This window comes from Streptomyces sp. GLSS-08, assembly GCF_056387915.1.
Window position 1 is genome coordinate 36,542 of sequence record NZ_JBWJAQ010000004.1, and the last position, 22,499, is coordinate 59,040.

The window sequence follows — 22,499 nt, forward strand, 5'->3', positions numbered from 1 at the left end:
AGCAATGTACCGGTTGGGGCTGTTTAGTGTCTTGTGCGGAAGACGAGCTGAACCTGCGGGAGGTTCCGCAGGGGCGTGTCGGACGTCGCCCGGTCCGGTACCGGGAGCCCGGACCGCCACAGGCGCCGGAAGGACAGCCCCGCGGCGCCGGCCAGCAGTCCGTTGCGTACGACCATCAGCAGGCAGCCCGTCCAGGTGCTGTCGACGACCTCCCCGTACAGGCCGGGGTACGCGACGGAGCTGACGGCGGTCGCCGCCACGATCAGCGCGGCGACGGGCCGCTGGGTGGTGTGGCGGGCCGTCAGGCACACGGCGGACAGGCCGAGCAGCCACACCATGTACTGGGGGCTGATGACCCGGCTGGTGACCGTGAACAGCAGGACGGCACTGAGCGCGGAGTCGTACATCGTCGACGGCGTCCAGCGCCGGGCCCGCACCCGCCACAGCAGCAGCAGGCCGAAGGCGGCCACCGTGAGCGCGAGCGAGGCGGCGGCCACCAGCGGCACGTAAGGGCCGACGAACTCCATGGCGCCGTACTGGTACCGCACCCGCCCCGGCCAGCCGGCGTGGCGTGCGAGGCCGAGGGCCGTGCCGCCGAGCGACTCGATCTGCACCCCGCGGCCGCCCTGCTGGCGCAGGAAGTCGAAGGGGTGGTCGAACAGGGTGGCGAGCACGGCAAGCAGGGCGACCGCCGTGACGACGGCCGACGTCCACGCCTCCCGGGTCGTGCGGCCCCGCGGGAGACCGATGAGTGCCAGGGCCGGCCAGACCTTCACCAGGGCGCCCAGGGCGGCGAACGCGCCGCACACCCGCGTGGACCGCGACACCGTCAACAGGGAGATGACGGCGAACGCCGTGACCTGCACGTCGTAGCGGGCCAGCGGGATGTGCAGCAGCAGCGGCAGGCTCGCCGTCCACAGCCACGCGCCGGCCGTGCTGCGGCCCGGCCGGGTGCCCGCGCGCGCGAGAGCCGCCGTGATCACCGCGTCCGTGAGGAGCGTGAGGGTCACGAACGCCTGAAGGTACGTCAGCGCCGGCAGCAGCGCGGGCGACAGCAGTACCGGGCCCGCGCCGGGCGGGTACTGCCACAGGTGGTCGCCCGAGGGATACGAGCCGTGCGACAGGACGCCGTACCACCGGAAGTACAGGTTCTCCACCTCGCGCGAGACGCCGCCCCCGCCGAGCGGGGCGAGGTGGTCGTGGGCCAGCATCCACAGCATGAGGGCGCGGGCGGCCGACCAGGCCACGGCGAGCGGGACCAGGCGGCGGAGTTTCGTCGAGGCGCTCATCAGGACGGGATCGTAAGCCGCACGGATGGGGAATACCGTCTGATACATGGTCAAGACGCACGGATGCTGAAGGAACACCACGAGCTCGGCCCTGCTGCCGCTCGCGCTCGCCCTGCCGGAGCGGAGGTCCCTAGAAGCAGCCCGGCGTCTCTCCGGGGGCCGGTACCGTCAGCGCCGCCTCGTCCAGCGCCGACGTCAGCCGGTCCAGGCGGGAGCGCAGCTCGTTGATCTCGCCGAGCTCGAAGCCGGTCGCGGCGGCGATCCGGCGCGGCACGAGCAGGGCGCGCTCGCGCAGGGCCGTGCCCTCGCCGGTGAGGTGGACGTGCACCGACCGCTCGTCGCGGGCGCTGCGCTCACGCCGTACAAGACCGGCCGCCTCCAGCCGCTTGAGCAGCGGGGACAGTGTCCCGGAGTCGAGGCGCAGATGCTCGCCCACCTTCTTCACGGGCAGCTCGCCGTGCTCCCACAGCACCAGCATCACCAGGTACTGGGGGTAGGTGAGCCCGAGGTCCTTCAGGAGCACGCGGTAGACCCCGCCGAACGCGCGTGAGGCGGCGTTGAGGGAGAAGCAGATCTGCTGCTCGAGGCGGAGGAAATCCCCGTCGGGCGATGTCTGGGGACCCGGGGCGGGCGTGGCGGTCATGCGTCCAGGATAGCTCTTGTCCATCATTTAGTTGTGCACAACTGAATTGCGTGCTCTACTAGTGGTTGTGCGGCGGCCGGACCGGCCGCCCGTCACCACCACGATGTGAGAGGGACGGTCTTCCATGGACACGCTCTACACCGCTGTCGCCACCGCCACCCACGGCCGTGAGGGCCGCGCCGTCAGCTCCGACGGCCGCCTGGACCTCCAGCTGGCCATACCGGTGCAGATGGGCGGCAACGGCGAGGGCACCAACCCGGAGCAGCTCTTCGCGGCCGGTTACGCCGCCTGCTTCGCCAGCGCCCTCGGCCTCGTCGGCCGGCAGGCGAAGGTCGACGTCTCGGACGCCGCGGTGACCGGCGAGGTCGGCATCGGCAAGCAGGGCGAGGGCTTCGGCCTGGCCGTCACGCTGCGCGTGGAGCTGCCCGATTCCGTGGACGCCGCGACGGGCCGCAAGCTCGTCGACCAGGCCCACCAGGTCTGCCCCTACTCCAACGCCACCCGCGGCAACATCCCGGTCGAGATCGTCGTCGAGTAACCGGCCCGCGACACCGTGAGCGCCCGGGGCCTCGGTCCCGGGCGCTCACGCGACCCGCGCCAGCACCTCGCCCGTCGTCCGGCTCCACGCCACCACCACCGCCTCCCGCGGCACCCGCTTCCAGCGGGTCAGCAGCAGCCACCGCACGTGGTAGCGCCGCACGACGGCGGTGCGTTCGGCGCGCGTCGACGCCGGGTCGAGATAGGCGCGGACCGCCGCCAGCCGCCGCAGCCGGGCCCCCTCGTCGAGGGAGGCGTCGGGCCAGGCGGGCGCCGCGAGGTTCGGCCCGTACCCGGCGATGGAGTGGACGGCGTAGTACCCGTCGGTGATGACGACCTCGCCGGGCCCGATGTGCCGCGCCGCCCACTCGTACGTCGGCCAGTGCGGCGGCTGCGCGAAGCCGACCGGGTCGACCGAGCGCGGCACGACCGCCCCGGCCTGCACGGTGAGGAACCCCACGCAGGCCCCGACGGCCGCCGTCCCGCCGAGCGCGCGCCGCCAGAACGGCCAGGGCCGCGGCGCCGCGAGCTCAACCGCCAGGGCGAACTGCGGCGGCACCAGCGTCAGCCCGAGGATCCTGCCGTACGTGTAGTGCCCGCTGACCCAGCCGTACGCCACGACCAGGCACTCCAGGACGAACATCAGCACCAGTGGATCCCGGCCGGCCCGCCACCAGCGCCCACCGCCCCGCGCCCGCCGGCCCCGCACCCACAGCGCGGGCACCCCGATCAGCGCCAGCCAGAACTGGTCGGGCACCCCCAGGTACAGCCGCCGGTGCATCGCGTCCACGCTGGTGTCGCCGGCCAGCGCGAAGACGTCGAAGTACGGCCAGCACGCGGCGACCAGCAGAGCCGCGCCGCCCGCCACGGCCCACCGGCCGACGACCGCCCCGCGCCACCCGCGCTGCCACGCCGCCACGAACGCCACCGCGCCGAGCACCGCCGCCACCGACGTGATCGGGTGGACGAGCAGGATCAGGCCGTACAGGACGCCGACCCCGGCGTACCCGGAGAAGCTCCGGAGGCCGCTCGGCCCGACGTACCGGACCGGTCCGCCGAGGCCGGCCGCGCGCGACCCCGTGAGCGCCCACGCCCAGAAGGCGCAACCGATGGCGAACGTCGACGGGTAGCCGAGGTTGCCCGTCATCGACATCAGCCCGAGGTAGCCGCTCCACCAGGCCCGCTCGGTGCCCCACAGCAGCACCATCGCGAGCAGGGCCGACACGGGCGCCCAGGGACGGCGCGGCGCCAGTACCCGCACGAAGCGCCCGATGCCGGTCAGCAGCACCAGCAGGTTGACCGGCGCGGACAGCCGCACGACCTCCCAGCCCGGCAACCCCGTCACCCGGGCGAAGGCCCCCTGCGCGACGGCGTACGGCGAGTAGTACGGGCTGCCCGCGCCCGGCAGGTCGGCCATCGGGTGCCGCGGGTGCAGCAGCCGCGCCCTGAGCCGCTCCACGACCGCCGCGTGCTGGCCGAAGTCGCAGCACATCGGGACCCGCCAGTAGGCGAGCGACATCACTAGCCAGAACAGGCCGCCGACGACCTGGTACGGGGTCGGGCGCCAGGACGGGCCGCCGCGCAGCGCCGTGGCGCCGTGCACGGCGCGCCGGACGAGAAGGCCGGCGCTCACCGGGCGGAAGGGGTCGGGCGGGGCGGAGCGGGCAGCGAGCGGGGCGGAACGATTCGGGGCATTTGACGTACGTTCCCGCTGGCGTCAACGCCCTAGCGGGGAGTCACCTCATCGGGGGATGCGCTCTTTCCCTTTCCGGCTGCCTGCCGACGCGCGCCCTGCCCTAACCTGACACGGACGCGTCCCTGCGCACTGGTCCGGGCACCGTGCCGGAGAGCGTCGCCCGGGGCCGTGCGACCCGGTCCAGCAGCAGCGGAAGCCCCAGCACCGGCAGCAGCCACGCCAGCACGATCAGCCGGTCCCCGTAGATGTTGATGTCCGGGTGCCCGGCCTGGTTGAGGACGCCGGTGAAGGCGGCCGCGAGGACGAGGACGCCGAAGGCCGGGCGCTGCCTGAGCGCCCCCCACGCACCGGCGGCCAGCGCCGCAAGGAACAGCGGGTCCCACAGCCGGCGGCGCAGCCACTCCACCCAGAAGTTCACCTCCAGGTGGAGGAACTCCCGCCACGGCCGGCTCCGGTCGGGGCGCCCGAAGTGGCCGGTGAGCAGGTCCTGGAGGCTCTCCGACTCCGAGGGGTAGCGCAGCACCCGCGCCGCCAGCACGGTCGCCACGGCCGCACAGCCCGCCACCGCCGCGACCGTCCGCAACGGCCGCCCGAGCACCTCCCACACCCCCCTGAGCACCGGCCGCGCCCCCCGCCGCCGGGCCCGCCGTCCGCCGATCACCGCGCACGCGCCCGCCAGACAGGCCCCGAGGAACAGCGCCTGCGAGTGCTTCACCGTGAACAGCAGCAGCAGGGAGCCGCCCACCAGGGCGGCGCCGGCCCGCACCCGGCCGTCCAACGCCAGCGCACAGCCCCAGAGCGCCGCCAGGGTCAGCGCGAGGAGCAGGCCCTCGGTCATGGGCCGCATGGCGGTGGTGCCGCACGGCAGGACGAGGAAGAGCACCTGCCCGGTCAGGGCCACCCGGGCGGGGGCGCGCACGGTGCGCAGGACCAGGAAGGCGAGGACGCCACCCACGACGGTGACGAGGACGCCCGCCGCCCACAGCCCCCACGTCACGCCGAGCACCGTGACGAAGGGCACCAGCAGCACCGGATATCCGGGGCGCGCCTCGAAGATCCGCATGAACCGGGAGGGCATGAACGGCACCGTGTGGCCGGCCGTCTGTCCGGCCCGCAGCCGCCCGTCGACCTGCCGCCACTGCTCGCGCCGGCACTCCTCGGTGACCCGCCGGGTGGGGCTCGGCAGGTGGAAGCGGATCACGTCGACGCTCTGGTTGCGGCGCGCGATGGACGCCTTCCCCGCGCACACGTAGTCGATGGTCGTCGCCGCCGCCTCGCGCCTGTCCTCGCCGCGCAGGCCCAGGGCGTACGAGAGGTAGTTCTTGGTGTCGGGGGTGTCCCGGCCGGTGGTGTTGGCGAGCTGGAGCACCGCGAAGACCACCGCGACCAGGACCACCCAGTGCCGCGGCCCCGCCCGGTCCCGGAGCCGGGCGCGAAGGGCCCGCCCGTCGCCAAGCCGCGGACGCGCCGGCCCGCCGGGGCCCGCCGGGGCGTCGGACGTCACGAGGACACCCGGACGTCGTGCCCCGCGGGCGCGGGCACCCGGACCGGCGCCGGGGCGTCCCGCTCGCCCAGCATCAGCGTCCGGACCACCCGCTCGGCCGCCCGGCCGTCGTCGAACTCGCAGAACCGCGACCGGAACCCGGCCCGCAGCCGCGCCGACTCCTCGTCCCGCCACGCCCCGGACGCGAACAGCCACGCCAGCTCCCGGTAGCAGGACGACACATGGCCGGGCGGGTCGGCCGTGATGTCGAAGTAGGTGCCCCGGCTCGCCCGGTAGGCGCCCCAGTCGTCCGCGTGGACCACGATCGGCCGGTCCAGGTTGGCGTAGTCGAACAGCAGGGCCGAGTAGTCCGTGACCAGCACGTCGGAGGCGAGCATCAGCTCCTCGACGTGCGGCTCGTCCGTCCCGTCGACCAGCACCCCGCGCCGGTGCAGCTCGGCGAGGCCGAGACCGCGCGCGGGCCCGTCCGCGAGCGACGGGTGCAGCCGTACGACCAGGGTGTGGTCCGCGCCGAGGTCGTCCGCGAACCGGGCCAGGTCGACGCGGTCGACGTGCCCGCCCCGGACGTAGTCGCGGCGCGTCGGCGCGTACAGCACCACCGTGTGGCAGGCCGGGATGCCGAGCCGGGCGCGGACGGCGGCGCCCTCCTCGGGCCGTGCCCGGACGAGGACGTCGTTGCGGGGACTGCCGGTGCGCAGCGAGGTGAAGTGGCACGGGTAGGCGCGGTCCCAGATCAGCTCCGAGTGCCGGTTGGCGACCAGGCTGTAGTCCCAGCGGTCGGCGCGGCGCAGCATCTGCGGCACGTCGAAGCCGTGCCGGGCGCCCGGCTTGCCGAGCAGGTCGGCCGCCATGTACTTCAGCGGGGTGCCCTGATGGGTGTGGAGGTGGACGCTTCCGGGCCGCTTGGCCAGCGTGCCGGGCCAGTTGACGTTGTTGACGAAGTACGTGGCCCGTGCGGTGACCTGGTGGTAGCGCAGGGAGTCGGGCGTGACGTGGTCGATGCCGGGCGGCAGCAGCGGCACCTGGTCCTCGCGCACCACCCACACCGCCCTGATGTGCGGCGCGAGTTCACGGGCGGCGCGGTGCACGGCGGCCGGATCGCCGAGGACCCCGCGGTGCGAGAACGCCGAGTAGACGGCCAGGTCCGGGTCCAGCGGCCGGAGTTCCTGCACGGCGGACCAGCCGTGCCGGATCCGTCCGACGGCCGCCGCGCGCACCCGCTGCCCGCGCTCGTCGAGCGCCTTCGCGGCGCGCGCGGCCTGCCGGCGGACCCGGTAGCGGGTGTAACCGCGCTCCAGGACGCGCAGTTCGGGGGGCACCGGGCCGCCGCCGTACGTGCGGAACAGGGCGGCCGTACGCCGGAAGAACTCGCCCTTGTCCGCCTCGGGCAGCCGGTCCGGCTTGGCCAGGATGTCCAGGCAGTGCTCACCCATCTTGCGGTGCAGATACGGGCGCCAGCCGGACAGTTCGGGGCGGGAGTCGACATACGCGAACACCCGCTCGTACTGCTCGTGGATGTCGAAGTGCTTGCGGCTGGTCGTGGACAGGATGTTGCCCTGGCGGCGCTGCCGGTAGGCGAGGCAGATCCGGTCCAGCGTGGCGATCCGCTCCGCGCTGAGCAGCGCCGGGAACGTCCACGGCGTGTCCTCGTAGTAGCCGGGCGGGAACCGGAAGCCGTGCCGCTCCACGAAGTCGCGGCGGTAGACCTTGTTCCACACCACCATCAGCAGTTCGAGGATCTCCGGGTGTCCGGCGGCGGTGAAGGTGCCGTCGCCGCCCTCGGCGAGCACCCGCGCGAGCACGTTGCGGCGGGTGCCGCCCCACCAGTAGGTGCGCGCGTAGTCGAAGACCAGCACGTCCGGGTCGGCGGTCTCGTCGAGCCGGTCGGCCATGGCGCGCAGCGCGCCCGGCGTGAGCGTGTCGTCGCTGTCGAGGAAGAACAGGAAGTCCCCGGTGGCGTGCGGCATCCCGGCGTTCCGGGCCCGGCCGAGCCCCACGTTCTGCGGCAGGTGCAGCACCGTCACCCGCGGATCACGGTCGGCGTACTCGTCGAGGATCGCGCCGCAGCCGTCCGGGGAGCAGTCGTCGACGGCGATCACCTCCAGGTCCGGGTACGACTGCTCCAGGACCGAGTCGAGGCACTCGCGCAGAAAGCCCTGCACCTTGAAGACCGGGACGATGACGCTGAAGCGGGGCACGTCAGCTCCTTACGAGGGTGGGGGCCGGGGTGCGCCGGGTGAGCGGGACCACGGGCGGGATCGCCTCCGGCGGTTCGCCGAGGAGCACCCGCCGCACGACACGCTCGGCGGCCCGCCCGTCGTCGAACCGGCAGAAGCGCTCCCGGAACGCGGCCCGCCGCGCGGCCGACTCGGCGTCCGCGTAGGAGCCGTCCAGGAACAGGCGCGTCAACTCGCCCGGGTTTCGGGCCACCTGGCCCGGCGGGCTCTTCATCAGGTCGAAGTAGCTGCCCCGCGTCTCCTGGTAGACCTCCCAGTCGTCGGCGTACACGACGATCGGGCGGTCGAGGTTGGCGTAGTCGAACATGATCGACGAGTAGTCCGTGATCAGCGCGTCCGCGGCCAGGCAGACGTCCTCGGAGGAGCGGTGCCGGGTCACGTCGATGATCCGCCCGCCGCTCCTTCGAGGACGGCCCTCGTCGTAGAAGTAGTGGGCGCGCAGCAGCACGACGAAGTCGTCCCCGGCCGCCTCGCAGAACGCCTCCAGGTCCAGCCGGGCGTCGAAGCCGGTGCTGTGGTCGCGGTGCGTGGGCGCGTACAGCAGGGCCGTCTTCCCCTCCGGGACGCCGAGCGCGCGCCGGACCCGGGCGACGTGCTCGGCGGTCGCCGTGTAGTAGACGTCGTTGCGCGGATAGCCGTACTCGAGGGTCTCGTACGAGCCGGGGAAGGCCCGCTCCCACATCTGGGTGGAGTGCGGGTTGGCGGACAGGTTGTAGTCCCAGCGGTCCACCCGGGCCAGCAGCTTGGCGAAGCTGCCGGTCGCCGCGGCCACCACCGGATACGTCGACTGGTCGACGCCCATCTTCTTCAGCGGGGTGCCGTGCTGGGTCTGCAGATGCACGCTGCCGGGACGCTTGACGACGCCGTCCGCGAAGTTGGCGTTGTTGATCAGGTACTTGGCGCGGGCCAGCACCTCCCAGGCGCGGTGGCTGCCGATCACCGCGTGGTCCAGCCCCTCCGGCACCGCGTCCACCGCGTCCGCCTCGACCAGGAACACCGAGCGGATGTGCGGGGCGAGTTCGCCGGCCTTGGCGTGGATCGCCGCCGGGTTGCAGGCGTAGCCGCGGCCCCAGTACGCGCAGTACACGGCCAGGTTCTCGTCGAGGGAGCGCCGCAGGTTCAGCGCGTACAGCGCACGGGTGCGCAGCATCCGCGGCCGGGGCAGCCCCCGGCTCGCCGCGGCTGCCAGCCGGTTGGCGCCGCGCAGCGCCCGGAACGCGCTGTACGCGCCGGCCGCCAGCAGCCGGTGCTGCACGCCGAGACTGCCCGTCGGCGGCCGGAATCCCGCCGGGCGGTGGCGTCGGTAGAGCCGGCCCGCCCGGCGGAAGAAGGCCCGGCGCCGGTGCGCGGGCAGCCGCTCGGGGTGGGCGGCCGTCTTCAGCACCACGGTGAAGAGCTGCTCGAACAGCGGCTTCGCCCGGTCGGCCGAAAGCCCCTGCCCGGCGGCCCGGGTGAGTACCAGCTCCACCTGGTCGAGGAGGTCCAGCTGATGCTCGCCCGGCGCGTTCAGCCGGCTGCCCTGCCGGCGCAGCAGATGCCGTACGACGACCGTGCGCAGCACCGCGACCCGGCGGGCGGCGAGGGTCACCAGGCCGCCCCAGCCGAGGTCCGTGAAGTGCCCACCCGGGAAGGCGAGGCCGTGCTCGGCAAGGAAGGCGCGGCGGTAGGCCGCGCTCCAGGCGGGCAGCGTGACGCCGGTGAGTCCCGGCGCCCGGTCGGGGTCGAAGGCACCCGCGGGCGTCCGGGGCAGCGGGGGCGTCGCCGTCTCCACGTCCCACCAGTGGACCCGCTCGTGCTCGAAGCGGAGGACGTCCACCTCCTCGTCCCGCAGCCCCGCGTCCAGGGCGGCCAGCGCGCCCGGTGCCAGCTCGTCGTCGCCGTCGAGGAAGAGCAGATACGTGCCGGTGGCCGCCGCCGCCCCGGTGTTGCGGGCCGCACCCAGCCCCGCGGACGGCGGGGAGTGGACCGGGGTGACCCGGGGGTCCCGCCCGGCGTACGCGGTGGCGACGGCGTAAGCGGGGGAGTGGGGCGCGTCGCAGACGGGGATCAGCTCGAAGTCGCCGAAGGACTGGGCGAGGACCGAATCCAGCGCCTGGGACAGGCGCCCGGCGACTTCGTGCGTGGGGACGACGATGCTGAAGCGGGGCATGCTGCTCTTTCTCTCGAGGGACGCGGAGCCGGTGGGTCATCGCCCCGGCCGGCCGGCGGGGCGCCAGGTGGCGGGCCGGGTCGGCGTGGGCCGCGACGAACTGCGGGGCATGCGTACTCCGGTTCAGAGGCTGTCGGGGGCGACGGGAGCGGCGACCCCCGCCCCGGGCGTCGGCACGGACGGCAAGGACGGGACCTGCGTGGCACCGGCCGGTCCGGACGGTGCCGTCGTGAGCGCGGCGGCGGAACGTACCGCCGCGGCCGACGGCACCGGGCGCCGCTCGGCGAGCGGCACCACCGCGGGCAGCCCGGCCCGCTCACCCAGCACGATCCGGCGTACCACCCGCTCGGCGGCACGTCCGTCGTCGTGCGGGCAGAACCGCTCGCGGAACGCGGCCCGCAGCCGGGCCGAGCACGCACCGCGCCAGTGGCCGCTCGCGAAGATGTCGACCAGCTCGTCCTCGCTGCGCGCGACCGCGCCCGGCGGATACGACCGCACGTCGAAGTAGGTGCCGCGGGCCGCCTCGTACGCCTCCCAGTCGTCGGCGTACACGACGATCGGCCGGTCCAGGTTGGCGTAGTCGAACATCAGGGACGAGTAGTCGGTGACCAGCGCGTCCGCGGCCAGACACAGGGACTCGACGCTCGGGTGGTCGCTGACGTCGATGAGGCGGCCCCCCGAACCGTGGGCGAGCGGGCCGCCGTAGGAGGGGTGCGCGCGGGTCAGCAGCACGAAGCGCGGGCCGAGCAGGCGCAGCACGCGTTCCAGATCGAGGGTGTGGAGCGGGCCGCGGCGGTAGTCGCGGTACGTCGGCGCGTACAGCACGGCGACGGACGTCTCCGGAATGCCGAGGGACTCCCGCACCCGGGCCACGTCCGCGGAAGTCGCCCGCTGGAACACGTCGTTGCGGGGCTGGCCGTACTCCAGCGTCGTGTAGGCGCAGGGAAAGACGCGCTCCCAGACCAGGGTGGAGTGGCGGTTGGCGGAGAGGCAGTAGTCCCAGGTGTCGGCCGTGCGCAGCAGCGCGGTGAAGTCCGTGCCGCGGGCGGCCGCCGGCCGGTCCTGGAGGTCGAGTCCCATCCGTTTGAGCGGGGTGCCGTGTTGCGTCTGGATCACGACCTGGCCGCGGCGTCTGACCAGACGGCGGTCGAAGCCGACGTTGTCGACCAGGTAGGCGGAGCGGGCGAGTGCCGTCCAGTACGCGGCCGAGCCGGGCCGCACCCGGCGGGTCGCGGCCGGCACGGTGTGGTGGTGCTCGGCGTGCGCGATCCACGTGGTGCGGATCTGCGGGGCGAGCGTGCGGAACGCGGACTCCAGGGCGCCCGGGTTGCAGCCGTACCCGCGGCCCCCGTGACTGGCGAACACGGCGCGGTCGGCACGCAGCGGCAGCCGGCGCTGGACGCGGTAGTGGACCTGGAGCGCCGCCTCCCGCGTCCGGTGCCCCACCCGCGCGGCCAGCCGCCGTGCCCGTCGCCGGAGGCGGGACGCCAGCGACAGCAGCCGATAGATGCGGTGGCTGCCGAGGCGGATCATCGTGTGCCGCAGCCGGACGCGCCCGCACACCGCGGCCCCCGGTGTGCGGTACCGCGCGTAATGGGCGCGGGCCCGGCGCAGGAACTCGGCGCGGGACCCGCGCGGCAGCCGTCCGCGCCGGGTGAACACCGTCGCGATGTGGTCGACCATCCGGTGGAACAGGACCGGACGCCAGTGCGCCAGCTCCGGGCGGGCGTCGAGATACGCGAAGACCCGGTCGTACTGGTCGAAGATGTCGAAGTGCCCCCGGCAGGTCGTGCCGAGGATGCTGCCCCGGCGCCGCTGCCGGTAGTGCACGCAGACCCGGTCCAGGGTGGCGATCGTCGCCGCGGACATCAGCGCCGGGTAGGTCCAGGGGGTGTCCTCGTAGAGCCCCGGCGGGAACGTGAGGCCCTCGCGCTCGGCGAACTCCCGCCGGTACGCCTTGTTCCAGACCACCATCAGGACCTTCAGCAGCCCCGGCCGGTCCGCCAGCCGGAAGGGCGCGGGCCCCTCCTCGGTGAGCTGGCCCGCCAGCTGGTTGCGGACGATCTCGCCCGACCAGTACGTGCGCGCGTAGTCGTAGACCAGGACGTCCGGCTCCGAGGTCTCCTTCAGCCGGTCCGCGATCGACCGCAGGGCGCCGGGGGTGAGGGTGTCGTCGCTGTCCAGGAAGATCAGGTAGTCCCCGGTGGCGCACTGGAGGCCCGCGTTGCGGGCACGGCCCAGGCCCACGTTCTCGGGCAGGTGCAGCGGGCGTACGCGGGCGTCGCGGGCCGCGAACTCGTCGATGATCGCGCCGCAGGCGTCGGGTGAGCAGTCGTCGACCGCGATGAGTTCGAGATCCGGGTAGGACTGCTCAAGCACGGATTCGAGGCACTCGTGCAGGTATGCCTGAACCTTGTACGCGGGGACGATGACACTGAACCTGGGCAAGGGACATCCATGGGTCGGCGCGGGCATACTGCCCGGGAACGGCCGAAGGGGTGACCTGGTTACGCCACATGCGGCATCCGGGGGACGCGGGAGCGAGGACGCGCGGGCGTCCACGCCCCCGGGACGCCGGGTGCGCGCTCCCGCGGGAGGGGTGCGCACACGCCGAGGGGCGGACCGGTCGGGCCCGCCCCTCGACTGCCTACCGCGCGGCGCCTGCCGCACGCGCCCGCCGTACCGTGTGCGCCTACTTCACGGCGCCCGCCATCACACCGGACACGAACTGCCGCTGGAACGCGAAGAACACGGCCATCGGGACCACCATCGAGATGAAGGCACCCGGCGCCAGCACGTCGATGTTGTTGCCGAACTGGCGTACCTGCGTCTGCAGCGCCACCGTGATCGGCTGGGTGCCGGACTTGGTGAACACCAGCGCGACCAGCATGTCGTTCCACACCCACAGGAACTGGAAGATGCCCAGCGAGGCGATCGCGGGCCCGCCCAGCGGCATCACGACGCGCAGGAACAGGCGCAGTTCACCCGCGCCGTCGAGACGGGCCGCCTCCAGGAGTTCCCTCGGGATCTCCGCGAAGAAGTTCCGCAGCAGGAACACCGCGAAGGGCAGCCCGAAGCCGACGTGGAACAGGATCACCCCGAGGATCGTCCCGAAGAGACCGAGCTTGCCGAAGAGTTCGGCGATCGGGATGAGCGCCACCTGCACGGGCACGACCAGCAGGCTGACCACGCCCAGGAACCACCAGTCGCGGCCCGGGAACTCCATCCAGGCGAAGGCGTATCCGGCGAGCGAGCCGATCACCACGACCAGCACCGTCGCCGGGACGGTGATCAGCACCGTGTTCACCAGGGAACTGGTGATGTCGCTGTTCTCCAGCAGCTTCTGATAGCTGTCCACGGTCAGCTGCGAGGGTTCGCTGAAGACCTTCCACCAGCCGCTCGCGCTCATGTCCTCGGGCCTGCGCAGCGACGACAGCAGCAGCCCGATGGTCGGCACCAGCCAGAACAGGCCGACCAGGATGAGGAAGAGCCGCAGCACGCCCCCGCTGACGCCGCTCGCGAGGCGGGAGCCGAGCGAGGGCTTCGGCCTGACGGCCTCGACGGGCGCCGTCTTCACAGGACTGTCGGCCTGCGTGGTCATCGTCGTACCTCCCGCCGCAGCCTGCGGACGTTGAACAGCATCACCGGGATGACCAGCAGCAGCAGGAACACGGCGATCGCGCTCGCGATGCCCGGCTGGTCCTCCGAGAAGCCCTTGCGGTACAGCTCCAGGGCCAGCACGTTCGCGTCGTCCTGGGACGAGCCCGGCGGAATGATGAAGACCAGGTCGAACACCTTCAGCACGTTGATCATCAGGGTGACCGTGACGACCGCGAGGACCGGGGCGAGCAGCGGCACCGTGACCCTGCGGAACACCTGCCACTCACTCGCGCCGTCCACCCGCGCGGCCTCCAGCAGCTCGCGCGGCACGCTCGCGAGCCCCGCCGCGATGAGCACCATCGCGAAGCCCGCCCACATCCATACGTACGAGCCGATGACGGCCGGGGTGACCAGCGAAGGACCGAGCCAGTCCACGCCGTTGTACGCCTCGCGGAAGTTGCTCGCCGGGAGCCGCAGCACCGCCCCGTCCGCCTTGCCGGACAGGGTGAACGTGCCGTCGCCCGCAACCTTCGTGGAGTCGACGACCTCGCCGTCCTTCACGGCCTCGATCCGCATGCCCGCGTAGCCGAGCTCCGAGCTGTCGACGCGGCCCAGCTCGCCGACGCCCTTGCCGCGGGTGAAGTCCTGCCAGGCCGTGCCGGTGACCTTGCCGGGCTCGGCCTTCGCCGGTGCGGCCTTCTCCGCGCTGCCGGGCATCTGGTCGGGGGCGACCCCCACCAGGGGCAGCGTGACGGGCTGCCCGGCGCTGACCGTCGTGCGGGTGACGAAGCCGCCGCCGTCCGGCTTGAGCGGCGATTCACGGCCCGGGTGGGCCTTCGGGAACGCGGACGACTCCGCGAAGGTGTCGTGCACCCCCACCCAGACCGCGTTGGCGACACCCTTCTCCGGGTCCTGGTCGTACACAAGACGGAAGATGATGCCCGCCGCGAGCATCGAGATCGCCATCGGCATGAAGACGACCAGCTTGAACGCGGTCCCGAAGCGCACCCGTTCGGTGAGCACCGCGAAGACCAGACCGAGGGCGGTCGAGATCGTCGGCGCGAACACCACCCACAGCACGTTGTTCTTCAGGGCCGTGCGGATGCCGTCGTCGGTGAACAGCGCCTGGTAGTTGTCGACGCCGGCGAAGCCGTCGCCGGACTGGTCGAAGAAACTCCGGACCAGCGAGTACCCGATCGGGTAGACCACGAGCGCGCCGAGCAGCACCAGGGCGGGCAGCAGGAACAGCGCTGCCACGGCCTTGCGGGTGCCGGTCACGCTCTTGCGGGTGTGAGCCGCGGGAGGGGCCGGAGCGGCCCCTCCCGCCGATACCGACGTCATCCCCGGATCAGTCCTTGTACGCCTTGGCGGCGTCCGACTCCAGCTTTTGCTGCGTCCCCGCGACGTCCTTGGGGTTCTTCAGGAAGTCCTGGAGCTCCTTCCACTCGCCCTTGCCGGGCGTGCCGCCGAAGGCCTGCGGGGCCTGGTCCGACATGTCGAACCGGAAGTCGTCGCCGGCCGAGACCAGGGCCTGCGCCATCTTGCGCTGCACCGCGTTCGGATACTTGGACGCGTCGACGTTCTTGTTCGGCGACAGGTAGCCGCCGAGCTTCGCCTGGATGCTCGCCGCGTCGGGCGAGGCGAGGAACGTGGCGAGTGCCTGGGCGGCCTTGGAGTCCTTCAGGATGACGGCCGCGTCGCCGCCGCTGACGACCGGCGCGTCGTCACCGACCGCCGGGAACGGGAACACCTTCGCGTCCGTGCCCACCTTCGCCTTGGTCTCCGTGATGTTGACCTGGACGAAGTCGCCCTCGAAGACCATGCCCGCCTTCGGCTGGTCCCCGCCGGTGAACGTCTGTGTCACGGACGCCGGGAACTCCGTCTGCAGCGCGCCGCTCGCACCGCCCGCGAGGTAGTCCTTCTTGCCCCACAGCTGGGCGAGCGTGGTGAGCGCGTCCTTCACGGACGGGTCCGTCCACTTGATCTTGTGCTGGGCCAGCTGGTCGTACTTCTCCGGGCCTGCCTGGGAGAGGTAGATGTTCTCGAACCAGTCCGTGAGGGTCCAGCCGTCCGCGCCGCCGACGGACACGGGCGTGACGCCCGAGTCGTAGACGGTCTGGGCGGTGCTGAGGAGCTCGTCCCAGGTCTTGGGCTCCTTCGCGCCCGCGTTCTCGAAGACCTTCGCGTTGTACCAGATCAGGGACTTGTTGGCCGCCTTGTAGTAGACGCCGTACTGCTTGCCGTCGACCTTGCCGAGGTCCTGCCAGCCCTGCGAGTAGTTCTTCCGCAGCTGCTCCTGGGCCTCCTTGCCGACGGGCTTGGCCCAGTTCTTCTCGACGGCCTGCTTGATGGCGCCGACCTGGGGGAGCATCGCGATGTCCGGCGGCTCGCCGCCCGCGATCTTCGATCCCAGGAAGTTGATGATCGGGTCCTGCGCGGGTACGAAGGTGACCTTGGCGCCGGTCCGCTTCTCGAACTCGGCGAGCACCTTCTTGAAGTTGGCCTGTTCGGGGCCGGTCCAGACGGCGGCGACCTCCAGACTCTCGCCGTCCAGCTTGGGGAGCGTGACGGTCGCTCCGCTGCTTTCCTTCTTCTTGCCGCCGTCGCTGTCGCCGTCGTCGTCGCCACCGCACGCGGTGAGCGTGAGGGCGAGGGCGCCGGCCGTGAGCGCCGCGGCCGCGGCGCGTGCGGCGGCCGAGCCCGGTCGGCGTGCCTGGCGTGACTGAGCAGTGCTGTGCATCTGTGCCCCGTTCTTCGTTCCTCGTCGAACGTCTGAGCGCTGTCCATCTGGAACCTGTCCCGTGCGGTCTGGTGTACGCCCGGGTGCTCGAGGGCGGCAAGAGCGCCTGCGGTGTCCGACGAGTGATCGTGACCGCGTCGTGACGTGCGGGGGCCGACGGGGCGCCTTGCCGGGGCGCCCTGTGCCCGGGTGGGCCGGGGCCGCGCCGGTACATCCGCCCTACGCCGACCGGGCGTGAAACCCCGTCACACGGGCGGACGAGGACGCGGGCCGACACGGAGCCCCAGGGACGGGCAGGGGGAGGAAACGCCCGTCCCCGGGCGCGTGGTCCCGGGGACCCCGTCACAGGAGCGAGGGGACCTCCGTCGCGGAGACCGAGCGCGCCGCCCGCTCCAGCGCACTGGCGAGCAGCGCGAGGTCGGTGGGACCGTTGCCCAGCTCCCGCACGGGCCGCCGCGCCGGCGGATCCCCCATCCGCTGCCACTCCAGCGGCACCACCGTCGGCCGAAGTGTCGCCGTACGGGGAATCCGCCCCGTCACCCGCCCGCCCTGGAAGGGCGTGACCCTCCCGTCCGCTCCGGACACCCGCCCCCGCCCCGGCGCCGGTTCGTCCGGCCCCGGCGTGGGCACGTCCAGCGTGACGCGCAGCGCCGCCGTACGCGCCAGCTCCGTGTCCGTCACCCGCCCGCACATCCCGGTCGCCGCCACGAGGTGCACCCCGAGCCGCTCGCCCTCCCGGGCCACGGCCTCCAACGCCCGTACGACGGACCCCGCCGAGGGCCTGCCCGGCGAACCCAGCGCCGGCGACAGCAGGGAGTCCAGGTCGTCGACCACCACCACGAGCCGGGCCAGCGGCGGCCCCGGCTCCGTACGCCTGCGCGCCGCCGCCGGGCGCAGCCGGATCGTCGACGTGGTGGGACTGTCGAGATCCCCGGTGCCGGACGAGCCGTCCGCCGAGCGCTGGGCGACCAGGCGGCCGGACACCTCGCGGTTCGTGTGCCACTCGGTGAAGTCCTGCCGGCCGAGCAGCTCCGCCCGCCGCTTCAGCTCGGCGCCCAGTGACTGGGCGAACTCCCGCATCCGCACCGGGTCGTTGGCGGTCAGGTGGGTGGAGACGTGCGGAAGGTCCGTACAGGCGGCGAGTCCTTCGGCGGGCCCCCCGCCGCTCTTGCCGCCCGTGTGGTCCCGCCCGTCCATCAGGACGATGCCGAGCCGGTCGGGCCGCTCCGCCGCGGCGAGCGACGCGGCGATCGACCGCAGCAGTTCCGTACGGCCACTGCCCGGGGGGCCCTCGATCAGCAGGTGCGGGCCCTCGGCGGCGAGGTCGACGCAGACCGGTCCGCGCGGTCCCGCTCCGAGCACCGCACGCGCGCGGCCGCCGAGCGCCTGTGTGTCGTCCGCCGCGTCCGCCCAACGCGCCAGCAGGGAGGCGGGCGTGGCCCGCGCGAGCCCCAACTCGTCCAGCAGACGGGCCGCCTGGGGCAGCGGAGCGGACACGCGCGCGTGCCGGTCCCCGGTGCCGTCCGTGCGCAACGGCGCCAGCGCCCGTGCGAACCGCTCGGCCCACGCCGCCGACACCGCGTCCACCGCGGCCACTGTCCCGTGTCCGACGAAGTCCGGGCCCGGAGCGCCCTGCGGGCGGGACCGGCTGCCGCCGGATGCGGACGGGCGCTCGTGCCCGCCGTCGGCGGGGCGGCCGTCCCGGGCGGGTGCCGTCCTGGACCCGTCGGGCGCGCCCGCGCGGAGTTCCGCGGGCGGGCCGGCCGGGGCCACCCGCATCAGCCGCAGGGCCGTGGCCACGTCACCGCTGAGCAGGGCGACGGCACCGCACTCCCGGAAACCGGGCGCCGCCCCGCAGGCCGCCTCGTACGTCCTGGTCACCGGTGAGGCCGGCGACGCCGCCGCGGTCTCGGCGAGGCACACCACGTGGATCCCGGCCTGCGCGCCCTCCCGCGCCAGCCGCACCACGGCGTCCCGCACCCCCGCGGCTCCCGGGTCGCCGTCCACCACGAGGACCGTGTACGGCCCCGGGAAGCCCTCTTCCGGGTCCTCCTGGGCCCAGGAGGGACGCCGGGCCCCTCCGCGGACGGGGCCGGGTGCCGCCGCGCCCCGGACGCGGCCGTCGCCCGGGGCCGCGCTCCCGGCCTCCGCCAGGTGGTCCTCCAGGCGGCGCAGCAGTTCGTCCGCGCGCGCGATCGCCTGGTCGCGGTCGTAGGCGAGGAGGAGACGGCAGTCCTGGCCGTGGGTGGGGCGGACATGCGGCAGCCAGCCGAGCCAGGACCACTCGGAGGTACGTTCCTCCACGGTCCGCGCACGGTCCGTACTGAGCAGGACTATCTCCAGAGTGTCGGGGGAGTGCAGCGCGGCGAGCTGGGCGACGACCGCGCGGGCCAGCCCCGCCAGCCGCGCCCGTGGGCCGGCCAGGCCCAGCGAGCCGACCTCGCGCAGCCCGGCCGTCACGGGCACCGCGGGCAGCAGGCCCGAGCCGCCCGGTGCGGCGCGGTCGGCCGTCCCCAGCCGGACCGTGAGCATCTCCGGGTGTCCCGGCTCGCGCTCCCACAGCCGCGGCCCCGGGCCGAGCGCCGTGAGCAGCAGCGTCGCGGGATCCGGCCACGTGTCCGGCAGCTGCGCGGGGGCCGGGAGGGGGCCGGCCGGCTCGGCGTCCTGGGCGCCGTACGCCTCCTGGCCGGCCTCCGGCGGCTCGTCACGGCCGCCGGTCAGCCGGCGTGCCCAGGCGGAGAGACCGCGCCTGCGGATGCCGGGCGGTACGTCGGTGCCGCGCGTGGGCGTGCCCTTGCGCGTGCCCGGGTCCGGTGCGCCGTCCTCGTGACCGCCCGCACCGGCGGCCGTCGCCTCTCCCGGGGCCGCCTCGCCGCGTCCGCGGGTGTCGCCGTCCCAGTCGGGCACCGGCCCGCCGGGGGAGTCCGGACGCCTGCTCTCCGTCCGGGGTGCCCGCCCCTGACCCGGGACGACGGGCGGTGCGGCGGACGCGTGCTGCTGCGCGCCCGGGAGGCCGCCGGCCGATCCCCATTCCGCGGAGCCGTAGCCGTGGTGGGTGTCTCCCGCGGGGGCGAACCGGCCGGTACCCGCGTCCGTGCGGGTGCCCGTGGCGGGGGTCTCGGCGCCGCCGCCCACGCCCGCGTGGGGCACGGCGGCAGTCCGCCCCGGCCCCTCCGTCCGGTCCGCGGCACCGGGCAGGCCGCTCGCCCCGGCGGCGCTGACCCGCACGTGCCCCTCGCCGTCGGGAGCCGTCGGGACGGCACCCGCCGCGGCGGACGGGGCCAGCCGCAGCGCCGACTCGCCGACCCGCAGCAGCGCCCCGGCCCCGAACCGCACCGGACGCTCGCCCACACGGGTGCCGTCCAGCGTCGTGCCGTTCGTGGAGCCGAGGTCGGCGACCGCGACGCGGCCGTCCGGCGAGACCGTCACCGCGCAGTGGAGGCGGGAGACGTCCGGGTCGTCCAGCGGGACGTCCGCGTCGGCCGAACGGCCGATGTGGATCCGGCCGTCGTGCAGCAGGTGGACACCGCCCGCGTCGGGACCCGCGACCACGTGCAGCTGGGCCGTGACGTCGGTCTCGTCGGGCCCGGGCTCGGCGGGAGCGCCCAGCGACAGCACGGCACCGTCGGTCAGCGGCGGCTCGCCCAGCGTGCAGCGCTGCGCGTCGAGCCGCTCGGAACCGGCGTACAGGACGAGCGGAGCGTCCCCTCCCGCGACCGCCGAGGCCAGTCCGGACTGCACCGCGGCCAGCGCCGTCCCGGCGGGCGCGGTGACCAGCACATCGCAGGTGACGGCTCGCCCCCGCGGCTCCGAGGGCGGGCCCAGCGGGTCTACGACGGTCAGCCGGATCTGCATCGCCGTCCGGGGTCCCTTCCGCGCGGGCACCCGCGACGAGGAGGACGAGACTGCGCTGCGGTCCCCCACCGCAGACTCCCCCACCGCGCACGGGCACGTCGGCCAGTACTGGAGGCATCCTCGCACTTGCCACCGACAACACGCCCGGCACCCACGAACAAGTGATCTTGATTGGTCGGCTCTGCCCGCAAAAGTTCCTGGCCAGTGCCCGACCGGAACCCGCTTGAGATCGGTCACGTCCAGCGGGCGGCAACCAACGGTCCGAAGTGAGCGTCTTCCCTCCGGACACGTACAGGAGTGCCCGCCCCACGCCCGGAACGGCGTCCGCGCGGGACGGAAAGCACAGCAGGACGACAGCCCGGTCCCACGTTCCACGGCACTACAGTGGGCCGGAACACCCCGAGCACGGTGGTCGACGGTGGACGGACCAGTCAAGCAAGCAGCAGGGAGCGCATGACGTGCGGCCGGTAGGGAGCAAGTACCTCCTTGAGGAGCCGCTGGGACGCGGCGCCACAGGCACCGTCTGGCGCGCCCGCCAGAGGGAGACCGCGGGTGCGGAGGCGGCGGTCGCCGGGCAGCCCGGCGAGACCGTCGCGATCAAGGTCCTCAAAGAGGAGCTCGCCGGCGACGCGGACATCGTGATGCGGTTCCTGCGGGAGCGCTCCGTCCTGCTCCGCCTCACCCACCCGAACATCGTCCGGGTCCGCGACCTGGTCGTCGAGGGCGAACTGCTGGCGCTGGTCATGGACCTCGTCGACGGCCCCGACCTGCACCGCTACCTCCGCGAGAACGGGCCCTTCTCGCCGGTCGCCGCCGCCCTCCTCACCGCCCAGGTGGCCGACGCGCTCGCCGCCAGCCACGCCGACGGCGTCGTGCACCGCGACCTCAAGCCCGCGAACGTCCTGCTCAAGCAGGACGGGGGCGGGATGCACCCGATGCTCACCGACTTCGGCATCGCCCGGCTGGCCGATTCGCCCGGCCTCACCCGCACGCACGAATTCGTCGGCACGCCCGCGTACGTCGCGCCCGAGTCCGCGGAGGGCCGCCCCCAGACGTCCGCCGTCGACATCTACGGCGCCGGGATCCTGCTCTACGAGCTGGTGACCGGGCGCCCGCCCTTCTCCGGGGGGTCCGCCCTCGAAGTGCTGCACCAGCACCTCAGCGCCGAACCCCGCCGGCCGTCGACCGTCCCGGACCCGCTGTGGACCGTCATCGAGCGCTGCCTGCGCAAGAACCCGGACGAGCGGCCGAGCGCCGAGAACCTGGCCCGCGGGCTGCGCACGGTCGCCCACGGCGTCGGCGTGCACGCGAGCGCCGCGCAGATCGCCGCCGCCGAGGGGGTCGGCGCGCTGCTCGCGCCGGATCCGGCCCCCGCGCCGGTGCCGGACACCCCCGGAGCCGCCGACGCGACACAGGTGCTGCCGCACGGCGCCGGCGCCTACGACCCGAACGGCGCGACCAGCGTCCTGCCGCACACCTCGGGCGACGCCGACCCGACGTCCGTGCTGCCCCACCGCGGCGCCGCCGATCCGACCGCCGTGCTGCCGCCCGTGCCGCCGCACCAGCAGGGAGGACCCGCAGGGCCCCAGGACCCGCATCCCTGGCAGAGCCAGCTGCGCGCCGCCCGCGACCGCAACGAACAGACGCAGGTCCAGTCGTATCTCGACCCGAACGAGGACCCGCTGCGCCGACGCCCCCAGCGGCAGGTCGCCCGGCCGCAGCAGCGGCCCCAGCAGCAGCGGCCCCAGCAGCAACCCCAGGGGCAGCAGGGGCAGCAGGGGCATCGAGGCCGGCAGGGGCAGCAGCAGCCCGGATACGGCTATCCGCAGCAGCAGCCCCAGCAGTACGCGCCGCAGCGACAGCAGCCGCAACAGCAACAGCAGCAGCCGCAGCGGTACGCGCCCGCGCCTCAGCAGCCGCAGCAGCCCGCGCCCCGGCAGCCGCGCGAGCCGCGGCCGCGCAGCGCCAACCCGATGAAGATCCCCGGGCTCGGTTGCCTCAAGGGGTGCCTGTTCACGGTGGTCATCCTGTTCGTCGCCGGGTGGCTGGTCTGGGAGCTGAGTCCCCTTCAGGAGTGGATCGGGACGACGAAGGGCTACTGGGAGCAACTGAGCGACTGGTTCGACACCGTGAGCGGGTGGATCGGGGACCTGGGAGCCAAGACCGGGCAGTAGGCCGGGCGACTGCTCTGGGGATTTGTCGACACCTGAGGGGTGATTTCCGTCTCCGCGGTGAAGGTTGGCTCTTCC

The 22,499-nt window shown here is 73.8% G+C and carries 13 protein-coding genes; 2 read left to right on the forward strand and 11 right to left on the reverse strand.

Features of this window, described 5'->3' with window-relative positions; all coding sequences use genetic code 11:
* Positions 1-23: 23 nt before the first annotated feature.
* On the reverse strand, positions 24-1,289 hold the full coding sequence (locus AC0ZLC_RS08240; RefSeq protein WP_476751238.1) for a glycosyltransferase 87 family protein: 1,266 nt from the start codon (positions 1,287-1,289) through the stop codon (positions 24-26).
* A gap of 130 nt (positions 1,290-1,419) precedes the next feature.
* The gene (locus AC0ZLC_RS08245; protein WP_476751239.1) at positions 1,420-1,932 is read right to left on the reverse strand and encodes a MarR family winged helix-turn-helix transcriptional regulator; all 513 of its coding nucleotides are present in this window, start codon (positions 1,930-1,932) and stop codon (positions 1,420-1,422) included.
* Positions 1,933-2,056: 124 nt separating this feature from the next.
* Between AC0ZLC_RS08245 and AC0ZLC_RS08250 the strand changes: the two genes are divergently transcribed.
* Positions 2,057-2,470: an organic hydroperoxide resistance protein gene (locus AC0ZLC_RS08250; RefSeq protein ID WP_476751240.1), complete on the forward strand. Its 414-nt coding sequence runs from the start codon at positions 2,057-2,059 to the stop codon at positions 2,468-2,470.
* A 45-nt stretch (positions 2,471-2,515) separates the two neighbouring features.
* Here AC0ZLC_RS08250 and AC0ZLC_RS08255 read toward each other — a convergent pair whose 3' ends face one another.
* The 9 genes from AC0ZLC_RS08255 to AC0ZLC_RS08295 all read right to left on the reverse strand — a co-directional run bounded on the left by AC0ZLC_RS08255 (position 2,516) and on the right by AC0ZLC_RS08295 (position 20,250).
* Positions 2,516-4,102 (reverse strand): hypothetical protein, encoded by a 1,587-nt coding sequence (locus tag AC0ZLC_RS08255; RefSeq protein WP_476751241.1) that lies wholly within the window; start codon positions 4,100-4,102, stop codon positions 2,516-2,518.
* A 163-nt stretch (positions 4,103-4,265) separates the two neighbouring features.
* On the reverse strand, positions 4,266-5,561 hold the full coding sequence (locus AC0ZLC_RS08260; protein ID WP_476751579.1) for a hypothetical protein: 1,296 nt from the start codon (positions 5,559-5,561) through the stop codon (positions 4,266-4,268).
* Between the two features lie 104 nt (positions 5,562-5,665).
* The gene (locus AC0ZLC_RS08265; RefSeq protein ID WP_476751242.1) at positions 5,666-7,867 is read right to left on the reverse strand and encodes a bifunctional glycosyltransferase/CDP-glycerol:glycerophosphate glycerophosphotransferase; all 2,202 of its coding nucleotides are present in this window, start codon (positions 7,865-7,867) and stop codon (positions 5,666-5,668) included.
* 1 nt (position 7,868) lies between these two features.
* Positions 7,869-10,055 (reverse strand): bifunctional glycosyltransferase/CDP-glycerol:glycerophosphate glycerophosphotransferase, encoded by a 2,187-nt coding sequence (locus tag AC0ZLC_RS08270; protein WP_476751243.1) that lies wholly within the window; start codon positions 10,053-10,055, stop codon positions 7,869-7,871.
* Positions 10,056-10,178: 123 nt separating this feature from the next.
* Positions 10,179-12,503 (reverse strand): bifunctional glycosyltransferase/CDP-glycerol:glycerophosphate glycerophosphotransferase, encoded by a 2,325-nt coding sequence (locus AC0ZLC_RS08275; protein WP_476751244.1) that lies wholly within the window; start codon positions 12,501-12,503, stop codon positions 10,179-10,181.
* Positions 12,504-12,747: 244 nt separating this feature from the next.
* Positions 12,748-13,656 carry a carbohydrate ABC transporter permease gene (locus tag AC0ZLC_RS08280; RefSeq protein WP_476751245.1) on the reverse strand — a complete coding sequence of 303 codons (909 nt, stop codon included), beginning with the start codon at positions 13,654-13,656 and terminating at the stop codon, positions 12,748-12,750.
* Positions 13,653-14,933 carry a carbohydrate ABC transporter permease gene (locus AC0ZLC_RS08285; protein ID WP_476751246.1) on the reverse strand — a complete coding sequence of 427 codons (1,281 nt, stop codon included), beginning with the start codon at positions 14,931-14,933 and terminating at the stop codon, positions 13,653-13,655. The genes AC0ZLC_RS08280 and AC0ZLC_RS08285 overlap by 4 nt, the downstream gene beginning before the upstream one ends.
* Before the next feature lie 70 nt (positions 14,934-15,003).
* Complete coding sequence (locus AC0ZLC_RS08290; RefSeq protein ID WP_476751247.1) at positions 15,004-16,395, reverse strand: ABC transporter substrate-binding protein; 1,392 nt, start codon at positions 16,393-16,395, stop codon at positions 15,004-15,006.
* A 342-nt stretch (positions 16,396-16,737) separates the two neighbouring features.
* Complete coding sequence (locus AC0ZLC_RS08295; protein WP_476751248.1) at positions 16,738-20,250, reverse strand: FHA domain-containing protein; 3,513 nt, start codon at positions 20,248-20,250, stop codon at positions 16,738-16,740.
* 458 nt (positions 20,251-20,708) lie between these two features.
* On the opposite strand from AC0ZLC_RS08295, the gene AC0ZLC_RS08300 reads away from it, so the two are divergent.
* Complete coding sequence (locus AC0ZLC_RS08300) at positions 20,709-22,424, forward strand: serine/threonine-protein kinase (RefSeq protein WP_476751249.1); 1,716 nt, start codon at positions 20,709-20,711, stop codon at positions 22,422-22,424.
* Positions 22,425-22,499 lie beyond the last annotated feature (75 nt).

What these genes read in the sequence shown, in the direction of transcription:
- AC0ZLC_RS08290 (WP_476751247.1), bottom strand. Translation starts at nt 16,395, where the DNA reads ATGCACAGCACTGCTCAGTCACGCCAGGCACGCCGACCGGGCTCGGCC.
- AC0ZLC_RS08250 (WP_476751240.1), top strand. Translation starts at nt 2,057, where the DNA reads ATGGACACGCTCTACACCGCTGTCGCCACCGCCACCCACGGCCGTGAG.
- AC0ZLC_RS08245 (WP_476751239.1), bottom strand. Translation starts at nt 1,932, where the DNA reads ATGACCGCCACGCCCGCCCCGGGTCCCCAGACATCGCCCGACGGGGAT.
- AC0ZLC_RS08240 (WP_476751238.1), bottom strand. Translation starts at nt 1,289, where the DNA reads ATGAGCGCCTCGACGAAACTCCGCCGCCTGGTCCCGCTCGCCGTGGCC.
- AC0ZLC_RS08270 (WP_476751243.1), bottom strand. Translation starts at nt 10,055, where the DNA reads ATGCCCCGCTTCAGCATCGTCGTCCCCACGCACGAAGTCGCCGGGCGC.
- AC0ZLC_RS08295 (WP_476751248.1), bottom strand. Translation starts at nt 20,250, where the DNA reads ATGCAGATCCGGCTGACCGTCGTAGACCCGCTGGGCCCGCCCTCGGAG.
- AC0ZLC_RS08280 (WP_476751245.1), bottom strand. Translation starts at nt 13,656, where the DNA reads ATGACCACGCAGGCCGACAGTCCTGTGAAGACGGCGCCCGTCGAGGCC.